Source organism: Hespellia stercorisuis DSM 15480 (genome assembly GCF_900142165.1).
GTDB lineage: Bacteria > Bacillota > Clostridia > Lachnospirales > Lachnospiraceae > Hespellia > Hespellia stercorisuis.
Window position 1 is genome coordinate 38,858 of sequence record NZ_FQZY01000005.1, and the last position, 20,129, is coordinate 58,986.

Consider the following 20,129-nt stretch of genomic DNA (forward strand, 5'->3'; position numbering starts at 1 on the left):
TTGCGCCATGGGTTGTTTTATACGGTTTTATTTTCTGTTCCTGAACTGAACCGGTGTCATATTATATGTTTTTTTGAACAGTCTGTTAAAATGCTCTACGTTCTGATAGCCCACCGACTCGGCAATATTCTCCACCGTCATGCTGCTGCTTTTAAGCATCGCACGTGCCTTCTTCATCCGGACATTCTTCAGAATATCCCCGAAAGTCATTCCTGATTTTTCTTTGATATATTTAGACAGATATGGTTTGGACAGAAAGAACTGCTCTGAGAGATCGTCCAGCGTCACTGTCTTATAATTTGCATGAATATAGTTTGTGATCTCGATCAGTCTCGCATCCTTGCATGCATCTGCGTTCTTGATCTCCTCCATCTTGTTCACCGCCACAGTCAGTGCTGCAATAGATGCCTTCACGATATCTGCATCTACGCCCACGCCCCAGTAACGCTGCTTGTTGCACACGATACCAACATACGCGACCGCCTTTGAGGAAGACCCTCTCGTGAGTGAATGCTCCTCATAGAATGACAGCTCATAGCTCACTCCGAAATAATGCTTCACGGCATTGCTCACCGCATCGAGACGCCCGTTGCCGACGCCGTTGATCACATGCTCATCCTCCCCGTTATGAATGGTTGCCTCCGCAAGGATTCCATCCTCCTGCTTGAAATGACACTCATCGATGGTGAAAATTGGATGGTAGGTAATATAATGGTCCTCAAAAATACGGTAAATAGAATCCGGCGAAAGCTCTTTGTGTGCTTTGTCTGAGACATCCTTTACCAGATATCCCACTTCCTCCTTCATCTTCTCCGGAATCGTGATTCCGAAATTTTGTTTCAGGACGTAGTTTACGCCGCCTTTTCCTGACTGGCTGTTGATGCGGATCACGTCGGAATCGTAGCGCCTTCCCACATCCTTCGGATCGATTGGAAGGTATGGAACCGTCCACTTGTCTGACTTACCCTCTTCTCTCCATGTCATTCCCTTGGCGATCGCATCCTGATGAGATCCCGAGAATGCGGTGAACACCAGCGCACCTGCATACGGAGATCGCTCATATACCTTCATGCGGGTCAGTCTCTCATACACTTCACAGATGTCGTTGATATTTGAGAAATCCAGCTTCGGATCCACACCGTGTGAGAACATATTCATGGCTACGGTGATAATATCTACATTTCCTGTTCTCTCACCGTTTCCGAACAAGGTTCCCTCAATTCGGTCCGCACCTGCAAGAATGCCAAGCTCTGCATCGCTGACACCACAACCGCGGTCATTGTGGGGATGGAGACACAGAATCACATTCTCCCTGTAGTTTAAGTTCTTACTCATAAATTCTACCTGGCTTGCAAACACATGCGGCATCGCATTCTCCACCGTAGTCGGCAGGTTGATGATCGCCTTTTTCTCCGGTGTCGGTTTCCACACATCCAGAACTGCGTTGCAGACATCCAGCGCGTAATCAACCTCTGTTCCCGGGAAACTCTCCGGGCTGTACTGGAATGTAAAGTTTCCGTCCGTCTCCTTCGCCAGTCTGTCTAACAGTATTGCACCGTCAACTGCGATCTGTTTGATCTCTTCTTTTGATTTGCGGAAGACCTGTTCTCTCTGGGCAACCGATGTGGAGTTGTACAGATGGATCACCGCGTGCGGTGCTCCCTTTACAGCCTCAAATGTCTTCTTAATAATATGTTCTCTCGCCTGTGTCAGCACCTGGATGGTCACATCGTCCGGAATCATATTCTGCTCGATAATCGTGCGCAGAAACTGGTACTCGGTCTCAGATGCCGCTGGGAATCCCACCTCGATTTCTTTGAATCCCACGTCCAGCAGCAGCTGGAAAAACTCTACTTTTTCATCAAGTCCCATAGGCTCAATCAGAGCCTGATTTCCATCTCTCAGGTCTACACTGCACCAGGCCGGTGCTTTATCGATATGATCTTTTTTCACCCAGTCATAAGATTCTACAGGCGGCATAAAGTAACTGATTTCATATTTCTCATAATTCTTCATCTTTTCTCTCCTTCATTGATCGATTCCGCTATTCCTCAACAGTAGGATAAATCAATTTCGTTGTCTTTTTTTGTGATATTCATATACTAACACATATATATTATCTTTTCCAGTGGTAAATTTAATCATTTTATTTGATTTATTTTGTTACATTTGAGCAAATTGCTGCCCCACAATGTTAAGTGCCCAGAAAAAGTCCCATTTACCCACCGTTTTTGTCGTCCGCACCGGGATATCCGCCACCGTGTAATCTCCTATTTTGTATGTAACCCGGCCGACAATTTTATCTTTTTTTACCGGCGCCGTTATTTGCTTCGGCAGAATGACTGCTTTCTGCATCTGTTCATCATCCCGCAGCAACACCTTTTCAGAAAGCTTTTTCCCAACATCGCAGGTAAGAGAAGCCGTGGAAGGTCCCCGGTATCCGTTGTCCGGGATTCCGAGCACAACATTCACCGCCGGAAGTTCGCACGAAAACGTAACCTTCCGATAGTGATAATGATCCAGACCATAAGTGAAAAGCAGTCTTGTGTCTTTCCATTTATATCCTTTATTATTCGGCCATCCACAGGCCAGGAGTGCCACAATGAATCTTCGCTCCCCCCGTTCGAGTGCCGCCACATAACAATACCCCGCGTCCCCCGTGAACCCCGTTTTTCCGGAGACAGCTCCCTCCATCATACTAAGAAAGGCATTGTGATTTGCGCAGGAACAGGTTCGTTTCCCATAGATTTCATTTACAACATAATTTTTTGTCTGCGTGATTTCAACAAACTCCCGGCTTTTTGGTGACCCATAGACACAGTATCGCATAATCAGGGCCAGATCCCGGGCCGTCGTGTGATGCACGCCCCCTTCATCCGTCTGATCCAGACCGTTGGGGGTGATAAAGTGGGTGTCCTCACACCCCAGCTCTCTCGCTTTCTGGTTCATCATTTCCGCAAATCCGCTCACCGAACCGCCGATGTGCTCCGCGACAGCGACCGCGGAGTCATTGTGAGACTCCAGCATCAGTGAATACAGCAGATCCCGGAGCCGGAAGGACTCCCCCTGCTGCATCCCAAGGTGCACCTGGGGCTGGGCAGCCGCTTCCGCCGACACGGATACTGTCGAATCCAGGCGGCCGTACTCCAGCGCGAGAATGCATGTCATAATCTTGGTCGTACTCGCCATAGGCCTCGCCTCCTGCCCGTTCTTTACGTAGAGTACCCTCCCGCTGTCCGCATCCATCAGAACTGCTGACTGGGCATACAGCGTGAGTTCTTCTGCGTCAGATGCCCGTGCCTGAATTGTACTCATGTATACAATATTAAAATTAAAGAGAAACAACACGAATACCATTAGAATTTTTTTCATTAAAAACACCACATGCACTATTATTTAAGTGTATGTGGTGTTTTGTGCGGGCATGACTCTGCATGAATATACAACAGGCAATCATATATTGAGCTTCATCTGCGCCTCATCCTCGGCTTCGCTTTTAAATTCTTCCATCTGTTCCGCATTCAGACTCGGGAGTTCGTCCAGAGACTGTACGCTGAATCTCCGCAGAAATTCCTCCGTGGTACCGAACAGGATCGGACGTCCGGGAGCATCCAGCCGACCAACTTCCTGCGCCAGCCCATACTCTACCAGCTTGTTGACCGCGTGATCTGATTTTACTCCGCGGATTTTCTCAACCTCCAGTCTGGTGACGGGCTGCTTGTAAGCAATAATGGACATTGTCTCCAGAAGCACATCCGTCAGAACATACCGTTTTGGCGCCTTCGCAATCCGTATCAGGCAGTCATAGGCCTCCTTCTTCGTGCACATCTGAAAGGAATTGTCCAGTTCGATGATCCGCACTCCGCGATCTGCCGCCTCGTATTTGTCCATCATATTGTGAATTATTTTTCTGGTGGTCTCTTCATCGTGTTCGATTGCCCCGGCGATCTGCCCCAGCTCCACAGAATCCCCCATTGTGAAGAGAATTGCCTCTATCATGCCCTGCATTTTTTCGATTTCCATTTTATTCCTCGCTTTTTTCATACCGGTTCTCTCCCGCTGTCTTTATGGATCTACTCTGTCACCAGAGATGTGATCATAATCTCACCAAATGTATCCTCCTGTTCGATTTGAAGCTCTCCCGTCTTCATCATCTCCAATACTGCCAGAAATGCGACTACCACGTGCATTTTCGAGGTCTGCTCCTGCAGCATCTGCCGGAAACTGAACCGCTGGTGCTCCATCGCGTAATTTTTGACATAGACCATCTTGTCGGGAAGTGACACTTCCTCCTTCTCGATCTTACCGAATTTGCTTCTCACCTGATCAACCTTGTCCTCCTGCCGCTTCATCACATCCTCAAAAATACGGTTCAGCTGTGCGAGCGTCAGGTCACCCAACAGCAGATCCAGATCAACTGGTTCCGCGTAATCGTTCACCTCAGATGGAATCGTCGGCTGCTTATAGAAAGTCAGGTTTCCGTCCACCTGGCGGTCCTTCAGTTCAAAGGCCATATACTTGTACATCTTGTACTGCAGCAGCTGTTCCACCAGTTCCTGACGGGGATCTTCCTCCTCGCCCTCCTCATTGACTTCCTTGGGAAGCAGCATCCTGCACTTGATATCCAGAAGTGTCGCAGCCATGAGCAGAAATTCGCTCATCACGTTCAGGTCCTCCTGCTCCATGGCTTTGATATAGTCCATGTACTGATTGGTGATCTCGACAATCGGAATGTCATAGATGTCTATTTTATTTTTATCAATCAAGTGCAGCAGCAGATCCAGCGGACCTTCGAAGACTTGCAGTTTTACGGGTATTCCCATCTGTTTTTCCTGTCCTTTTTTCTGTATTCTTCGTCTGCCCCTTTTTGTACCGGAAACTGTTGTGCATAACACAAACTGTTTTCGTACAAAACAAGGGAATACTTTGAATGCGTTTCTATAAAAAGCGGACATTAAAATCCGCTTTGCTTCAACTTTGTTTATTATAATAAACTTCGCTTAAATTCACAAGAACTATTTGTGACCGGACATGATGCCTCCATCCCTGGCCAGGCATGCCGTTTCCATTTATCTCCGGATATCCCGCTCTGCACGTCAACGGCTCATGCCGTTACGCAAGAGTGTCCAAAATGAAGCACGATCACTTCTGCCTTGTTAAAAAGCCGCATATTGACCGTGTGTGTTCCAAGACCTTTGCTGACCACAAGGCTGCTGTCACCGTCAACTGTCAGTTCACCCGAATAGCGCGGAAACAGCCATGCCTGCGGTGTGATCACCCCGCCAATCCCCGGAATCCGGACAATGCCGCCATGGAGATGCCCAGACACCACAAGATCCGCGCCCCACCGTTTGTAGGTCTGAAAATAGACCGGATTGTGTGCGATCAGAATCTGGTATTTGTGGGGATCCGCCTTCCCGATACGGGATTCTATTTCTTCGACGGGCATCTCGTATCTCTTGAATTTTTCAAAATACCGCATCGAATATTCCGCTCCGCTCACCACGGCCTCCACTCCGATCCAGTCCAGACTGACTGTCTCATTTTCAAGAAATTTCACACCCGCGTCAACCAGCTTTCCCCGAAATCGTTCGTAGACGTCACCGTACTTTTCCGGCTGCTCCTTCATGCGCTGCTCATGATTGCCATTGCCGTAGTAAACCGGGCAGATTCGCGGGAGACGCTTCACAAAATCGACGGCCGGATCTATGTCCGCCCCTTCTTTCCCAATCAGCATATCTCCGGCAATCAGAATCAGATCTGGCTGTTGTGCTGCGATCGTCCGTATCAGCTCCTCGTTGTTGTTCCCGTAAACCTTATTGTGCAGATCGCTCAGAAAAACGATTTTCTTTTCTTCCCCAAGTGTTTTTAACTTGGGAGAATCTATCCGGTAATGAGTCACCCGGAACATATTCAGTTCCCGGATGCATTCCACGCCCAGAAGCAGCGCCAGTGCACCGCCTATATATCCCACCATACGTTTCCCTCTCAATTTATTTATCTCCCTCTATGCTTTCATGAATGACATAAGTATACCATGCCTTTCAAAGAAAGTTAACTCTGATTTCTCCTGCGGTGCCTTTCCTGTCCCCTTTCACAGTGCCGCACGGTCTGCCAGTTTTTTAAGATAATCCATAAAATCCGCACGTTTCACTTCCTCGTCCGCGACAAGCTTTACGTTTCCGATTTCCGTTCCATCCAGCAGATACCGGATGGTTCCCACCTGCATTCCCTTTTTTACGGGCGCTTTCACGCTCTCTTTATATGTGATCTTTGATGTGACTTTACTGATATCTTCCCCTTTTGTAAAGAGATGCGTAAAATCCGATTCGTATATACATGTCGTCTGTTCTTTCTTTCCGCCGGTCACCGGCACCGTCTTTAGTTTCTGTGACCCGGCATCCCTGTACAACTGACATTTGCCGAACCCGTAATTTAAAAGCGTGACTGCATCCTGAAATCGGGTCTTCGGATCCGGTGCCGCCATGATCACTGCGATCAGCTCTACCTCATTTTTCTTTGCTGTGGCGGAGATGCAGAATTTTGCTTCTCCCGTGGAGCCCGTTTTCAGACCGGTGGTGTACTCATACTGGCGAACCAGTTTGTTTGTATTGCTCAGACCGAACTCGGAACTCCCCTTCGCTGTATTGTGTGTGATATTCTCCATCCATATCATGGAATACTCGTGGACCTGTGGGTATCTATTGATCAGTTCCCGCGACATGAGCGCAATATCCCGCGCGGTGGTGAGATGCCCCTCTGCATCAAGACCATTGCAGTTCACAAAATGTGTGTGCTCCATCCCCAGTCCCTTTGCCCGCTCGTTCATCCGCGCCACAAATTCCTGCTCACTCCCGGCAATGTATTCGCCAAGTGCAACACACGCGTCATTTGCCGAGGCGACCGCAATACACTTGATCAGAGTCTCCACCGTCTGCTTTTCCCCTGTCTCCAGAAACACCTGGGATCCGCCCATGGACGCCGCGTATTCCGACGTAGTCACCTCGTCTGTAAGACTGATTTTTCCGTCCTCTAATGCATCAAAAATAAGAAGCAGCGTCATAACCTTAGTGACGCTTGCAGGCGGCCGCTCTTCATCTGCATTTTTCTCACATACAATTTCACCTGTGGACGCTTCCATCAGCAGTGCTGACGGGGCACCAATTTCAATCCCCTCCGGCTGCATCCCCGGCTGTGCCCCGGGCTGTTCTCCGGGTTGTTCCCCCACATTTGTCTGATCCGTCTCCTCCTGTTTCACCAGGCGGTCCGTTTCACTTTGTTCCATCTGCAGGCAGGAAGTGTTTTGAGGTGTAACGCACACAGGAAACTGATTCAGCGCAAGCACCCCACTTAGGTATAGAGCCAGCCATATCTTCATAGATAAGCCCCTTCTTCCGACATTGTCTATTATCAGAATATGGCTGGTATTTTATTTTCATGCATCTTTTACCGGGAACCACAATCCCCGTCTTATTTTTTTCGATTGGAACAATGGACAATGCATATCCCACCATGACGACTACAGTCATGATGGAGAAGAATCGTTTTTTCATATTCTTCTTTATACATCTAATGTGCAAACCGGTACAGCAGCAGGTATCCCACAACGATCAGCATGCCGATTCCAACCATCTGCATTCCATAGGATAGACTGCGCCGGATCATCAGCCGGCTCTCTTTTCGCTCCACTTTCCTGCGGCGCAGGGAACGCCGGTAAGAAACCGCCTGGTCCCGATGCCTTAACCGAACCGCATACCAGTCCATGAAAGTCCCAAACAACACATCCGCCTTTGGCAAACGCCCGGTGCGGTAGGGAATCTTCCGGTCGTTGTAGATTGTTTTCCGAAGCACCACCACAAGGGTATCCACCAGACTGTCACCGATCCTGCACACAAACTGTCCCACCGTCGGGAGTATGTACTGGATCAGCGGCCGGTATATCAGGTTCTCCAGATCCATCCAGGCCGGCCAGCGGTCCGCATACACCCGGACACCGTTCCTGCGGGGCATGAAAAATGTCCGCACCACGAACAGATACACCACCACCCCGATGGCGAGGGAAATCAGACCTCCGCGAACGCTCTCCCAGCCGAAATAATGCACGTGATGTCCATACTCACTCAGTCCCATAAATCCCTGACTGAGCTGTGCCAGACGATCCATCGTCAGGGTCGGAAAAATTCCCAGCACAGGCAGCACCAGTGCGCTTACGCCGATAGCAAACCGGCTCTGCGCGTTCATATAGCTGCTGCTCATGGCGTCATAACGGGCCTGCTTTTTTTCATCCGTATTCCGTTCCACGAACAGTGCCACATAAAGTTTTGTCATATACGCTGCCGTAAGTCCCCCGCTGATCAGAAATATCCATTCCACAAACACAAATTCCGGGGAACTTCCATATTCCACAATACTCTCATGGATCAGGGTCTTGCTGATATATCCGTTCCACAGAGGCATCCCGCTGATTCCCAGTGCTCCCATGAGAAATGCCAGGTTGAGAAACGGCTTGTGCCTTCCAAATCCGCGGATTTCATTGAGATTCAGTTCATGGATATTCATGAACACAACACCAGCTACCATAAACAGGACCAGCTTGATCAGTGAATGGTTCATCATGTGCAGAAAGGTTCCATGAACTGCCAGCGCATTTTCCTCCCCCAACAGGCACTGCATTGCAATTCCCACCAGAATAAAGCCAATCTGCGACATGGAGGAACAGGCCAGCGTTCGCTTCAGGTCTACGGAGAATACGGCCAACACTGCTCCGCCAAACATTGTCAAAACACCGAATAGCAGTAGCATGCTGCCCCAGGGTTTGTCACCGTAAAACATATAGCAGCTGACAATCAGAATCCCCAGCACTCCCGCTTTCGTCAAAATCCCGGACAGCAGTGCAGAGGCCGGCGCCGGTGCCACCGGATGGGCCTTCGGCAGCCAGATGTGCAGTGGGAATGCCCCCGCCTTGGCAGCAAATCCAAACAGAATGCACGCCCCCGCCACATACAGTCTCGTCCTGTGGGGACTGGCCTCGCACCCCTGCGCCAGTTCTGCAATCTCCAGTGTTCCGATCTCATTGTACAGCAGAAACAATCCCATGAGCAGCACCATCCCGCCGATGACCGCCACCGCGAGGTATGTCTCAGCTGCCCGCAGAGACTCTTTTCTCTCATCCTGTGCCACCCAGACATAGGAGGTAAAGGACATGATCTCAAAAAATAAAAACGTGGTGTAAAGACTGGCTGACAAAAACACACCAACCGTCGCCCCCAGCGTGACCAGTTGGAACAGATAATAGCGGTTTCGGTTGCGGTAATGTGCGAAGTACTCCCGTGAAAATATCATGGTCATCATCCACATAAAAGCGGCGATAAGACCATAGAGTCCACGGAATCCATTCATGGCAAAATGCAGTCCCATTCCACAGATCTCGTCGAGAAACAACTCCTCACCCTGCAGCTTCACCAGTGCCAACAGCATGAGACAAAATTCGGAGATCACAACAAAATCCGCAAAATAATTTCTCGCCTCCTTTGATTTTCTCCCGATCAGATATCCCAGAATTGCCCCCAGCATGGGATAGAATACTACGATAACAAACAACGATTTCATCTTCTATCCCTCCTCTCAGATCAATCCGGCTGCGACCCTGGACAAAAACTCCGTCAACGGTGTCGAGTACAGCCCGAATCCAACAATTGCAATGCTGAAAACTGCCAATGGCAGAATCATCTTCCAGTTCGGATCCCGCACATCGCGAAGCTTCTCATAATCAAAATCTTTTCCCGGGAAAAATCCCCGGACGACAAACGTCATCATATAGATGGCCGTGAGCAGTGCCGAGATCAAAAGTGCTGCCACTCCGATCCAGGTCCACACTGTTCCAGCTCCGATAGCTGCTTCTGCAAGAAGCCATTTACTGATAAATCCGCAACACCCCGGCACCCCCATCATTCCCAGGGCAGACACGGTAAATGCCCCGTAGACCCAGGGCATCTTCCGCCCAAAGCCGTCCATATCCGGAATAAAATGGTGATCCGTCTGGTGCATGATCGCACCGGAACAGAAGAAGGCACTGATCTTCATGATGGCGTGAAACACCATGTGGCAAAGCGCGCCTGCCAACCCTGCCGTCGTCATGATGGCTGCTCCGAATATAATATAGGACAGATTGCTGACCGTCGAGAACGCAAGCCGCCTCTTCAGATGTGTCTCCCGCACCGCCATACTGCAGCCGAATACAATGGTGAACATGGCCAGAGAGAGCACCAGCTTCTGCGCCCATGTTCCGATGAGCATCTCCGTTCCAAAGCAATAGTAAGTCAGCCGGATCACTGCAAATGCACCTGCTTTCACGACCGCTACCGCATGGAGCAGTGCAGTGACCGGAGTCGGTGCCGCGCCTGCATCCGGAAGCCAGGAGTAAAACGGGAACATGGCTGCCTTGACGCTGAATCCGATAAATCCGATGACAAAGACTGCCAGCACCAGATTGAAATTCAGTCCGCCGGGCAGGCTGCCCAGAAATCCACCCAGCACAAATTCCGTATTTCCTCCGTAATAGAGCAGAAATACAACAGCAATAAACCCGAACGCCGCCCCACCCATGGAGAAATAGATGTATTTTCTCGCCGCGAGCACCGCATCTCTTGTAAAAGTATGAATGACCAGAGGAATCGTGACCAGGGTCAGCAATTCGTAAAAGAAATACATGGTCAGGATGTTTCCCGCAAATGCGATTCCCAGCGTCACACCGAAGGTTGCCGTGTAGAACATAAAAAACGGTCTCTCCCGCTCTTCATGTGTCATATACTCATAGGAATACAGTATGGCAAGCGGCCACAGCACCGAGATCAGTCCGGCAAACACCGTGCCCAAACCGTCAATCCGAAGCGTAAATACAATCTGATCCGTAAACCGGAGCAAAACCAGTTCCTCCGGCCGGTGAAGAAGCAGACACCACACCAGAACCGAGGTGGCAATTACCAAAGCCTCGATGTACCATTCCATATGTATGCGTCTGCGAAACGGCAGGATTGGAATCAGGATTCCCCCTGCGATGGGGAGCAGCACCGCTGCGACTGTTAACCACGAATTCAATTTGTCACCTCCTTGTATTGAGCAGTGCCCTTTATAATCCGAACCTTATTCGGAAGGGCACTTCGTAGGCACCAAGGTTCCTCCCACCTGCGGCGGGTCCTCCTTAGTACAAGTTAAAATACAGATTCTGCGATCTGCTGTAGAAAACGGATAAGGCCACCTGGAAAGATACCCATGATCAAAGCCCCCGATGCCAGAATGATCAGCGGAACCAGCATTTTTGCCGATGGTTCGTGCTTCACAAGCTTTCCGTAATCATAGTCTGCTCCCGGAAGAAAGCCCTGAATGGTGACCGGAAGCAGATATCCCGCCGTCAAAAGTGCACTGACAAGCAAAATCACTGGACCCAGCCATGCAAAAACAGGAAGACCACTCTCCAACATTCCCGTTGCCAGATACCATTTGCTGATAAAACCGCTGGCCGGAGGAATTCCGATCAGCGCGAGAGATACGAAGGTGAAACACCAGATTGTGACCGGCATCTCTTTTCCGATTCCGCGCAGTTCATTCACTCTGGTTTTTCCGGTCTTGTAGATGATTGCACCGGCACTCAGAAACAGAGCCGTCTTGATGAACGCGTGGAATACAATGTGGAGCAGTGCTCCCGTCATTGCTCCCACATTCAGAAAGGCAAGTCCGAGCAGGATGTAAGAGGCCTGGCTCACCGAAGAATAAGCGAGCCTCTTTTTCAACACCGGTTCCTTGTACGCCAGCATGGAACCCAGAAATATCGTGATCAGTGCCAGAACCAGCCAGGTATTCTGCACCCAGCTTGCGCGGATATTCTCTGCCCCCACAATGTAATACACACTCCGAATGATCGCCAGTACGCCGCCCTTGACGATGATCGCCGAAAGGACAGCGGACGCCGGAGCAGGGGCAACCGGATGTGCAGTCGGAAGCCATGCATGCATGGGGAACATACCGGCCTTGACCCCGAAGCCGGCAATCATCAGAAAGACCGCAACCAACAGAATCGCGCTGTTCTGGTTCCACACCTGGACCGTCATCACACCGCCCGCCGTAAAGTCAAGCGTGTCACAGTAATAGTAAAGGAAAAACACACCGAACAGAGCCATGTAGGCACCACACATGGAGTAGAACATGTATTTGAGTCCTGCCATGATTGCTTCATGCGTCTCCGCATGGAGCACAAGCGGCATACTCACTAGTGTCATCATCTCAAAAAACAGATACATCGTAACCAGATTTCCAGCCATGCTCAATCCCTGAAGCGCACCCAGTGTCAGCAGATAAAATCCCCAGAAACGCCGTTCATGAGTCTCATGGTTCAGATATTCAAGAGAAAAGATTCCGGCAAGAAGCCATACAAAAGAGATAAATCCCAGAAAAAGCATCCCCAGAGCATCGATTCGCAGCACCAGCGAAAGCTGTCTGGTCAGATGGAACAAGGTCAGCGGCGTATGCTGCCCCATGACATAGCCGAAAATCACTCCGACGGTCGCCGCAAGGGTCAGGAAGAGCACTGCGACTGCCAGCGTGCGGAGACGCTCCCTGGGCAGCCATTTTTCCGGCACTGCAAGCAGCACCACTCCGGATAATACAGGTATAAATAAGGCGCATAAAAGCATGATCTGCATCGATAAATCCCCTCCTATCCGAAGATTACAAGTCCACGTTGTATCAGTTGCAGCACCGGCTGTGTGCAGATGCCCAGAAACAGATTCAGTGCGATAAACAGCAGAATTGCAGCTGCGTAGGCCAGGCTGTCAGCCCGTGCTGTACTGCCCGCCACCGCATTTGTCCCTGCCATCCCTGTAATTCCTTCCGGTGACAGAACTCCCTCCGGCTGCACATTTCTCACAGAATGCTTCTGATTCTCCCGCAGTCGGAATGCTCCCGCCACCGCATCCACCAGCGGCACATCATCCGGCGTGTAGATCAGCAGCGCGACACGCATAAAGTAAATCGCATTCAGCACTGTGCTGACCGCCAAGGCCATGAACACCGGAATCGCCAGCTCCGCTTTGACCAGCGACGCCTGTGCAAACATCAGCTTGCTGGCAAATCCGGCAAATCCGGGGATCCCAATCATGGACAACGCCCCTGCAACAAACCCGGCTCCCGCAAGCTTATTGCGGAATCCTGCTCCCGCAAGATCCTGAATCCGGCTCTTTCCGCCAGAGGCACGAATCAGCCCGGATGCCGCGATAAACACCAGCGCCTTGGAAGCCGCGTGGGCAAAAATGTGGTACATGCCCGCCCCGACTCCGGCGTCTGTTCCGATTCCGATTCCCATAAAGATATAGCCGATCTGTGCCACGGAGGAATAAGCGATCATACGCTTTAAGTTATTCTCCCGGATCGCATCCAGCGATCCGATGACCATCCCGACGATTCCAAAAATAAACAAAATATTGATGACGTGGCTTCCCGCAAAGGTATCTGCCCCGATCACACGGTAAATGATTTTTAGCAAAAGAAAGATATATCCCTTTGAGACCATGCTTGAGAGCATCGCGGAGGAGGACACGGTCGAGTATCCGTATGCCCCCGGGAGCCAGGTATGGAAAGGCCACAGTGCGCTTTTGATCGCAAGACCGATGCTAATCAGGCCGATAGTCAGAAGCAGCGGAATATGGTATGTCTCCGTCGTTGCAAGCGAAATGATCTGTTCTTTGATATTGCTCATGAGAAGATGCCCCGTCATGTCGTATAGCAGACAGATTCCGATCAGCAGCAGTCCCGATCCCATCAGGCTCATGATCATATAACGGACCGCCGCCGCAAGCGTCAGATCAGACTGTTTCATCATAATCAGCCCGCAGGCGGCAATGGTATTGATTTCCACGAACACATAAGCCGTGAACATATCGTTGGTGTAGACCAGCGCGAGAAGCGATGCCAGCAGCAGATCTGCCATAATATAATAAAACTGCGCCTTGTCCGCCTCCAGGTCCTCCCGGATCTCATGCACGCCGCCCCACAGGGACAGCACCATAATGACACACAGAAAGAATGCCATTCCTGCCTCCAGCATTCCCGCCCGCAGTTCATTTCCCCAGGGTGCCGGGAAATGCCCCATGACATACACATAGCTCTCCCCCGTTTTCCACAAAAAGCTGAGGAGCCATGCCGACATGCCGCCCTCGATTATAGTCAGTCCTATACAAATTTTTCGTGCTGTCTTTCCCCTGACCGCGGAAGTGATGATGGCCGCAAACATTGCCAGGAGAATTGAAAAGCATGGAACATTCTGAACAAAACTCATTCTTCCTTCTCCTTCACCTTCATGGCAATAATATCCAGATTCAATGTGTGGTACTGCTGATACAGCCGGATCGTCAGCGCCAGCATCAGAGCCGTCACCGACACGGACACCACGATTCCCGTCAGCACCAGCCCGCCGGGAACCGGATTGATGTAAGCCGATGTGCTCTGCACCCCGTCGACGATAATGGGCGCCTTGTGCCCTGCGATATAGCCCTTGGCTGCGAGAAACAGGTACACTGCCGTATCCATGATATTCAACCCGATTATTTTCATGATCAGATTCTTATGCAGAAACAGGTCTGTAAACCCGATTCCAAACAAAATCACCGCGATTACTTCTACATAATTTGCCGCAAGATTTGTTCCCATCTCCTAGAGTCCCCCTCTCCTGAACAATGCGTAAAACGCATAGATTGTACATGCCACCTCCGTACCGACAAAGATGTTGATCGGGAGGATAATTCCACCGCTCAGGATCGCTCCCGGCGTTCCCAGCGGGAAGACACTCTCCAGACCATTGGCTCCGGTATAAAAGAAATAGACCGCAATTGTCCCATATAGCATCAGTGCCGTCACTTTCACGATGACATAGATGTGTTCATTGAAAAAGCGTTGTATCTTTGGAAAATCATAAGCCGAGGAAAACAGGATCATCCCGGCTCCGATGATAGCTCCGCCTGAAAAACCACCTCCCGGCGAGAGATGTCCGTTCAGAATAATATAGATTCCAAACATAAAGATAAAGGGACACAAGATTTTCGCCACATGCTGCAGGATCTCATCCTGAACCGGTTCAAATTCCCGGTCATCCAGATGCAGCTGCCTGCGCTTGTCCTCCCGCTCGACCATCAGCAGTATCATGACACTGCATGTTGCGATAAACAGAACGGTCGTCTCTCCGAAGGTATCAAAGGCACGGTAGGTTGCAATCATTCCAGCCACCACGTTGACCGCCCCGGTCTCCTGCAGCCCATTCTCAATATAGCGGGTCGCAACTTCATTGGTTCCCACGCTGTCCGCTTTTCCAAATGCGGGCAGATAGGAGATTGCATAGATCAAGACCACGATCAATGCCAGACAGGCCACAATACTCCCCACCACATAGACTCGATTATACCTGTGAATCATCTGATTGTTCTGATAATCACGGGCATGACGCCGGATCGCCTCATAGTCCTCCTGGCTGTAAAACTGCTCCGGATCCTCATCCGGATTCTGAGACTTCATCTCAATCACTCCGACAAACGGGTCCTTCTCTCCCTTCAGCCACCGGGAAAACCGATAGGCACGGCTTTTTTCATATTCCTGCTGATTTTTCCGGATACTCATCCCTTTTCACCTCATTCTATGTATTCTCTGTCGTTCCTGGATTTCAAGATTCATTTTCACTGCCAGTCTCATCCGAGGACTCCGCAGATCCATTCTCCACTTCTTTCTCATCTTCACTGGATATCCGACCAATCTTTTTCAGAGTCACGAAAAACAGCAGAGAAGTAACCCCGGCTCCCACCGCAGCTTCGGTGATAGCCAGATCCGGTGATTCCAGCATGATCCAGATCACCGACATGATCAGACTGTAGGACATAAAGATCAGAATAGAGTTCAGAATGTTTTTCGTAAAGCTCACTGCAACAGCACAGACCACAAGAAAAATCAGCAATATCCACATAAATATCGTTGTCATGACTGCTCATCCTCCTCATGCAGGTCTTTCACCGGGCAGCACTCCTCCGGCTTCTCCCTCGACATCACTTCCAGATTGGTCACCACATGGGACGCCACCGGCGATGTGAACCACAAAAATACAATGATAAATCCAATTTTCAGAGACGCCATGGTCAGCCCGTTCAAAATCAGTACTCCGAGAAGCACAAGCCCCACTCCCAGCGTATCTCCCATAGCGGCGGCATGCATGCGGTTGAGCACATACCGGAACCGGAAAACTCCGATCAGTTGTATCACAAATACCACCAGCCCCGCCAGAATAAAAAATGCTCCGGCAAGAAACTTTATCCAGCTTAGTACGGTCATGCGGTACCTCCTCTCTCTGCATCTTCGTCATCTGTTTTCGATTCTGCCGTCTGCCGGTTTTCATCCGCCATTCGTTTTTGCCGTCTGGCCGCAAGATGCTCCCGGTAAACGCCAACATAGATCTGGGACAGTACCACAACAGCCAGAAAACTGATCAGTGTATAGATCAGGGCAATATCCAGCAGATAGGGCTCCTCCAGCAGCAGCGCCAGAATTACGATAGAAGCAATCACCATCGTACTCATCATGTTCACCGCAATGATCCGGTCTGCCACCGTCGGTCCAAGCACAGAGCGCAGCAGACACAGCAGCGCCATGATTGCAAGCACGATCAGCACAACGATTAGAAAACAGGAGCTGATGCTGTCCAATACAGGTAAGTTCTTAAACATTGTGCTGCCTCCCCTCTGTTTTCTTCCCGGACGTTTCCTCCATCCGGCTGATTTTTTCTACAAAAACAGATTCATCCAGCCCTTTGGCAAAGCCTGTATCCAGACAATGCACCAGATATTCTTCCCCATCCAGAGAAACTGTGATGGTCCCCGGCGTCAGCGTGATGGAATTGGCCAGCAGTGTCCTGCCCACTTTTGTCTTCAGCTTTGTCCGAAATCTCACCATCAGCGGCTCCGGCTCCTCATCCCACCGGAAAATCATGCGGGCAGTCTCAATATTTGCCTTGATGATCTCCACATTCAGAGTCCATATGTAACCGATAATCTGACCGGTTTTTTTAGCAATTTCCAATTCTTTTTTGGGGGAATAATCCATAAATCTGTAGAGAAACAGATATAAAACCGCACTGATGGCGATTCCAAATAAAGCGATTTCCAATGTTATTTTTCCATTTAGAATAATCCATAACACAAACAATAAGAAGACCATACATCCCTCCATGAAATTATGCACAATTTTTTTTGAAAAACAGGTGCTTTTCTTGTATTATAGCACAAAGTATGAATGTATGTCTTCTTTTTATACTTACAAAACTAATTTTTTGCTCTCATTTCCTCGATTGTACTTTTCAGCGTTGCGACAAACAGCCGCTCTTCCTCAGACTTTTTATGCCCGCTCTTCCAGATCAGCACATCCTTGACATTTCTTGCGGCACACGTACAGCGCTTCTCCACCACCTGATACCGTTCCAGAATCTTAACCGGCATAGGGGACACCCACATATAGGTATTTGGAACCAGCGTCAGCAGATCGAACTGGCTGCCCCGCTCGTATACATAGATCTTTTTTCCCACGTTCTCATGTCCCAGCTCTTCTGACAGCAGATCCAGATACTCCTCCCCCGGTATTTTGATGTCGCCATGAACAATTTCTATGCAGGGCTCCAGATCCTGTCCACTGATTTCATCCATTCCTGCCAGCGGGCTCTCCGCCGATACCAGCAGCCTGTAATCAAAAGCATCCAGAATTTCACCGGACAGCCCCTTCAGCTTCAGAAAATCCTGAAAATATTCCTCGTACTTTTCCTCATAGCGGATTACGCCCAACCCGTATTTCAGCGATAAAATGTTGCTGATTGCCTTGGTTGAGCTGCACTCCTCGAAATTAATCCGCCCAGTCTTATCCGGCAGAATCTCGTTGATGCACTTCGTAAATGCGTACGTGATGTAGCTCGCTCTCGGGACAGAGACCTTCAGCCGAACCTTTTCCGCGGACTGCTCCTCCCCCTTCAGGACGGCTACCTCCTGCAGAACTTTCTTGGCGCGCTGCAAAAAGACGCGCCCCTCGCTCGTCGTCACAACTCCTTTTGACGTGCGCTCAAATATCAGAATATGAAACTCTTCCTCCAGATTCTTGATTGCCTTACTCAAATTCGGCTGTGCGACAAACAGTTTTTTTGCCGCCCCGGAAATGGAACCGCTCCGCTCCACCTCAACTACGTATTCCAGTTCTGTCAGATTCATCTTTTATGTCCCTCTCTTTTCAGGTTTTCCTATCACACAAAAAAGGCACGTTCTGCAACGATTCAGAACATGCCTTTTCTCTGTTATTCTTTTCATTGCGGCAGGTCCGCCCTGCCGCAATCTCCTGCACCTTCTGTTCTGTGCAATGATTATATCACTTCTTATTCCATATTTCTATGAAGTAATTTGTGTTCTTTTCCTTTTAGCAGCGTGTTGTACAGCGTCACGGTCAGCGGATTTTCGTTGGATTTCTTGATCTGTGTATTGATATCAGTGTCGTACAGACCTTTTGCTCTGGCAGCTCTCGTTCTCGGTCCCGCCTGTACCGGCTGGCCTCCGCCCATCACACAGCCTCTGTGACATGCCATGACTTCCACAAAATCATACTCTGCCTCTCCGCTCTTGATCCGTTTGATCAGCTCGTCCGCATTGCCCAGTCCGCTCACGACCGCAGCCCTGATCTCTCTGTCCTTGTAGGGGAAGGTCAGCTCCTTGATTCCCTCTTCACCGCGCACGCCACTGTGGCGGATGCGGTCCATGTCACTGCGGTTATGCCCGTCAGTCAGCCTTCTGAGCACCGCCTCTGTGACCCCGCCGGTGTTGCCGAAGATAATTCCGGCACCGGATCCGATCCCAAACGGCATATCCGACGACTCAATATCCAGATTCTCAAAACGGATTCCAGTCTTTTTGATCATGGTGATCAGCTCCGTTGTGGTCAGCACGTAATCCACATCCTGTTTTCCATCCGTTTTGGACTCACCGCGCAGAATCTCCGCCTTCTTTGCCGTACACGGCATCACCGCCACCGACAGGATCTGCTTTCCGCCGTTCTTCTTCGGTTCCTTGTAATACTCCTGCATCACCGCACCAAACATCTGCATTGGAGAGCGACAGGTGGAAATGTGATCCACAAGCTCCGGATAATGGCTCTCACAGTAGCTTACCCATGCCGGACAGCAGGAGGTAAACAACGGCAGTTTCTCGCCGGATGTCAGGCGCTCCAGAAGTTCTTTGCTCTCTTCCATCACGGTCAGATCCGCGCCGTACGCGGTATCGTAAACCTCATCAAAGCCCATGCGGTGCATCACGTTGACGATTTTCCCCATCACGTTCTCCCCGCGGGCAAGACCGAAAGCATCCCCCACAGCCACCCGGACTGCAGGTGCAATCTGTGCAATCACCTTGACGTTCTTATCTGCCAGAGCCTCCCAGATCACTTCGATGTTCGTATTGATGCTGATCGCGCCGGTCGGACATACCGCACGGCACTGTCCGCAGTTGACGCAGTCCGTCTCCGCGATTGTCTTGTCAAATGCCGGAGTCACCAGCGCCTCAGTTCCGCGGTAAGCAAAATCGATGGCATTGACATGCTGCACATTGTCACACATACGCACACAGTCTCCGCAGAGAATACATTTATTCGGATCACGCACGATGGCCGGTGAACTCATATCAATCGGGTACTGTGTCTTCTTGTTCTCATATCCGATGCTGGTCACGCCCATCCGGTGTGCCAGCTCCTGCAGGTGACATTCTCCACTCTTGATACAGGTCGTGCAGTCTCTGCAGTGCGCCGACAAAAGCAGTTCCAGAATCATCTTCCGGTATTTCATAAGCCTTGGCGTGTTCGTGTAGATGACCATGCCGTCTCTCGGTCTCTCGGAACAGGAGGCAAATGTCTTTCCTCTGTCATTTTCTACTGTACATAACCGGCATGCTCCGTATACCGATAGTTCTGAATGATAGCATAAGGTGGGGATGTCTATATCCGCTTTCCGAATCACCGACAGCACATTGGATTCGTCTGTGAACTCCACCTCAATTCCATCTATTGTCATATATCCCATT

The 20,129-nt window shown here is 50.1% G+C and carries 18 protein-coding genes; all 18 read right to left on the reverse strand.

All coding sequences use genetic code 11. The features are described from left to right. Positions 1-27: 27 nt before the first annotated feature. Positions 28-2,016, reverse strand: a complete 1,989-nt coding sequence (locus BUB85_RS00220) for a 2-isopropylmalate synthase (RefSeq protein ID WP_073103535.1) — start codon at positions 2,014-2,016, stop codon at positions 28-30. Between the two features lie 147 nt (positions 2,017-2,163). Then, positions 2,164-3,372 carry a D-alanyl-D-alanine carboxypeptidase family protein gene (locus tag BUB85_RS00225; RefSeq protein ID WP_073103539.1) on the reverse strand — a complete coding sequence of 403 codons (1,209 nt, stop codon included), beginning with the start codon at positions 3,370-3,372 and terminating at the stop codon, positions 2,164-2,166. Between the two features lie 81 nt (positions 3,373-3,453). Continuing rightward, positions 3,454-4,023 carry an SMC-Scp complex subunit ScpB gene (gene scpB, locus BUB85_RS00230; protein ID WP_073103878.1) on the reverse strand — a complete coding sequence of 190 codons (570 nt, stop codon included), beginning with the start codon at positions 4,021-4,023 and terminating at the stop codon, positions 3,454-3,456. 50 nt (positions 4,024-4,073) lie between these two features. Beyond that, positions 4,074-4,823 carry a segregation and condensation protein A gene (locus BUB85_RS00235; protein ID WP_073103880.1) on the reverse strand — a complete coding sequence of 250 codons (750 nt, stop codon included), beginning with the start codon at positions 4,821-4,823 and terminating at the stop codon, positions 4,074-4,076. Between the two features lie 281 nt (positions 4,824-5,104). Continuing rightward, the gene (locus tag BUB85_RS00240) at positions 5,105-5,977 is read right to left on the reverse strand and encodes a metallophosphoesterase (protein WP_073103544.1); all 873 of its coding nucleotides are present in this window, start codon (positions 5,975-5,977) and stop codon (positions 5,105-5,107) included. Positions 5,978-6,094: 117 nt separating this feature from the next. Next, positions 6,095-7,378, reverse strand: coding sequence for a D-alanyl-D-alanine carboxypeptidase family protein (locus BUB85_RS00245; RefSeq protein ID WP_073103547.1), 1,284 nt, complete (start codon positions 7,376-7,378; stop codon positions 6,095-6,097). A 191-nt stretch (positions 7,379-7,569) separates the two neighbouring features. Beyond that, positions 7,570-9,609 (reverse strand): complex I subunit 5 family protein, encoded by a 2,040-nt coding sequence (locus BUB85_RS00250; RefSeq protein WP_073103551.1) that lies wholly within the window; start codon positions 9,607-9,609, stop codon positions 7,570-7,572. A gap of 15 nt (positions 9,610-9,624) precedes the next feature. Next, positions 9,625-11,097 (reverse strand): complex I subunit 5 family protein, encoded by a 1,473-nt coding sequence (locus tag BUB85_RS00255; protein ID WP_073103554.1) that lies wholly within the window; start codon positions 11,095-11,097, stop codon positions 9,625-9,627. A gap of 113 nt (positions 11,098-11,210) precedes the next feature. Then, positions 11,211-12,698 (reverse strand): complex I subunit 5 family protein, encoded by a 1,488-nt coding sequence (locus tag BUB85_RS00260; RefSeq protein ID WP_073103558.1) that lies wholly within the window; start codon positions 12,696-12,698, stop codon positions 11,211-11,213. A gap of 14 nt (positions 12,699-12,712) precedes the next feature. Then, a complete protein-coding gene (locus BUB85_RS00265; RefSeq protein ID WP_200803521.1) occupies positions 12,713-14,329 on the reverse strand; it encodes a complex I subunit 5 family protein in 1,617 nt (538 codons plus the stop codon). Further along, positions 14,326-14,700, reverse strand: a complete 375-nt coding sequence (locus BUB85_RS00270; RefSeq protein WP_073103562.1) for a sodium:proton antiporter — start codon at positions 14,698-14,700, stop codon at positions 14,326-14,328. Before BUB85_RS00270 ends, BUB85_RS00265 begins: the two co-directional genes overlap by 4 nt. A 3-nt stretch (positions 14,701-14,703) precedes the next feature. Further along, on the reverse strand, positions 14,704-15,660 hold the full coding sequence (mbhE, locus tag BUB85_RS00275; protein ID WP_073103566.1) for a hydrogen gas-evolving membrane-bound hydrogenase subunit E: 957 nt from the start codon (positions 15,658-15,660) through the stop codon (positions 14,704-14,706). Positions 15,661-15,703: 43 nt separating this feature from the next. Further along, a complete protein-coding gene (locus tag BUB85_RS00280) occupies positions 15,704-16,015 on the reverse strand; it encodes a hydrogenase subunit MbhD domain-containing protein (protein ID WP_073103569.1) in 312 nt (103 codons plus the stop codon). Beyond that, complete coding sequence (locus tag BUB85_RS00285) at positions 16,012-16,362, reverse strand: cation:proton antiporter (RefSeq protein ID WP_073103571.1); 351 nt, start codon at positions 16,360-16,362, stop codon at positions 16,012-16,014. Before BUB85_RS00285 ends, BUB85_RS00280 begins: the two co-directional genes overlap by 4 nt. Then, complete coding sequence (locus BUB85_RS00290) at positions 16,359-16,754, reverse strand: monovalent cation/H+ antiporter complex subunit F (RefSeq protein WP_073103573.1); 396 nt, start codon at positions 16,752-16,754, stop codon at positions 16,359-16,361. The genes BUB85_RS00285 and BUB85_RS00290 overlap by 4 nt, the downstream gene beginning before the upstream one ends. Then, a complete protein-coding gene (locus BUB85_RS00295; protein WP_073103576.1) occupies positions 16,747-17,244 on the reverse strand; it encodes a Na+/H+ antiporter subunit E in 498 nt (165 codons plus the stop codon). The genes BUB85_RS00290 and BUB85_RS00295 overlap by 8 nt, the downstream gene beginning before the upstream one ends. A 104-nt stretch (positions 17,245-17,348) precedes the next feature. Then, positions 17,349-18,278, reverse strand: a complete 930-nt coding sequence (locus tag BUB85_RS00300) for a LysR family transcriptional regulator (RefSeq protein ID WP_073103579.1) — start codon at positions 18,276-18,278, stop codon at positions 17,349-17,351. Between the two features lie 161 nt (positions 18,279-18,439). Next, positions 18,440-20,128 (reverse strand): [FeFe] hydrogenase, group A, encoded by a 1,689-nt coding sequence (locus tag BUB85_RS00305; protein WP_073103582.1) that lies wholly within the window; start codon positions 20,126-20,128, stop codon positions 18,440-18,442. Position 20,129: the final 1 nt, after the last annotated feature.

Excerpts from the sequence above, each read along its gene's own strand:
- BUB85_RS00220 (WP_073103535.1), bottom strand. The coding sequence starts at position 2,016 with ATGAAGAATTATGAGAAATATGAAATCAGTTACTTTATGCCGCCTGTA.
- BUB85_RS00225 (WP_073103539.1), bottom strand. The coding sequence starts at position 3,372 with ATGAAAAAAATTCTAATGGTATTCGTGTTGTTTCTCTTTAATTTTAAT.
- scpB (WP_073103878.1), bottom strand. The coding sequence starts at position 4,023 with ATGGAAATCGAAAAAATGCAGGGCATGATAGAGGCAATTCTCTTCACA.
- BUB85_RS00235 (WP_073103880.1), bottom strand. The coding sequence starts at position 4,823 with ATGGGAATACCCGTAAAACTGCAAGTCTTCGAAGGTCCGCTGGATCTG.
- BUB85_RS00240 (WP_073103544.1), bottom strand. The coding sequence starts at position 5,977 with ATGGTGGGATATATAGGCGGTGCACTGGCGCTGCTTCTGGGCGTGGAA.
- BUB85_RS00245 (WP_073103547.1), bottom strand. The coding sequence starts at position 7,378 with ATGAAGATATGGCTGGCTCTATACCTAAGTGGGGTGCTTGCGCTGAAT.
- BUB85_RS00250 (WP_073103551.1), bottom strand. The coding sequence starts at position 9,609 with ATGAAATCGTTGTTTGTTATCGTAGTATTCTATCCCATGCTGGGGGCA.
- BUB85_RS00260 (WP_073103558.1), bottom strand. The coding sequence starts at position 12,698 with ATGCAGATCATGCTTTTATGCGCCTTATTTATACCTGTATTATCCGGA.
- BUB85_RS00265 (WP_200803521.1), bottom strand. The coding sequence starts at position 14,329 with ATGAGTTTTGTTCAGAATGTTCCATGCTTTTCAATTCTCCTGGCAATG.
- BUB85_RS00270 (WP_073103562.1), bottom strand. The coding sequence starts at position 14,700 with ATGGGAACAAATCTTGCGGCAAATTATGTAGAAGTAATCGCGGTGATT.
- mbhE (WP_073103566.1), bottom strand. The coding sequence starts at position 15,660 with ATGAGTATCCGGAAAAATCAGCAGGAATATGAAAAAAGCCGTGCCTAT.
- BUB85_RS00280 (WP_073103569.1), bottom strand. The coding sequence starts at position 16,015 with ATGACAACGATATTTATGTGGATATTGCTGATTTTTCTTGTGGTCTGT.
- BUB85_RS00285 (WP_073103571.1), bottom strand. The coding sequence starts at position 16,362 with ATGACCGTACTAAGCTGGATAAAGTTTCTTGCCGGAGCATTTTTTATT.
- BUB85_RS00290 (WP_073103573.1), bottom strand. The coding sequence starts at position 16,754 with ATGTTTAAGAACTTACCTGTATTGGACAGCATCAGCTCCTGTTTTCTA.
- BUB85_RS00295 (WP_073103576.1), bottom strand. The coding sequence starts at position 17,244 with ATGGTCTTCTTATTGTTTGTGTTATGGATTATTCTAAATGGAAAAATA.
- BUB85_RS00300 (WP_073103579.1), bottom strand. The coding sequence starts at position 18,278 with ATGAATCTGACAGAACTGGAATACGTAGTTGAGGTGGAGCGGAGCGGT.
- BUB85_RS00305 (WP_073103582.1), bottom strand. The coding sequence starts at position 20,128 with ATGGGATATATGACAATAGATGGAATTGAGGTGGAGTTCACAGACGAA.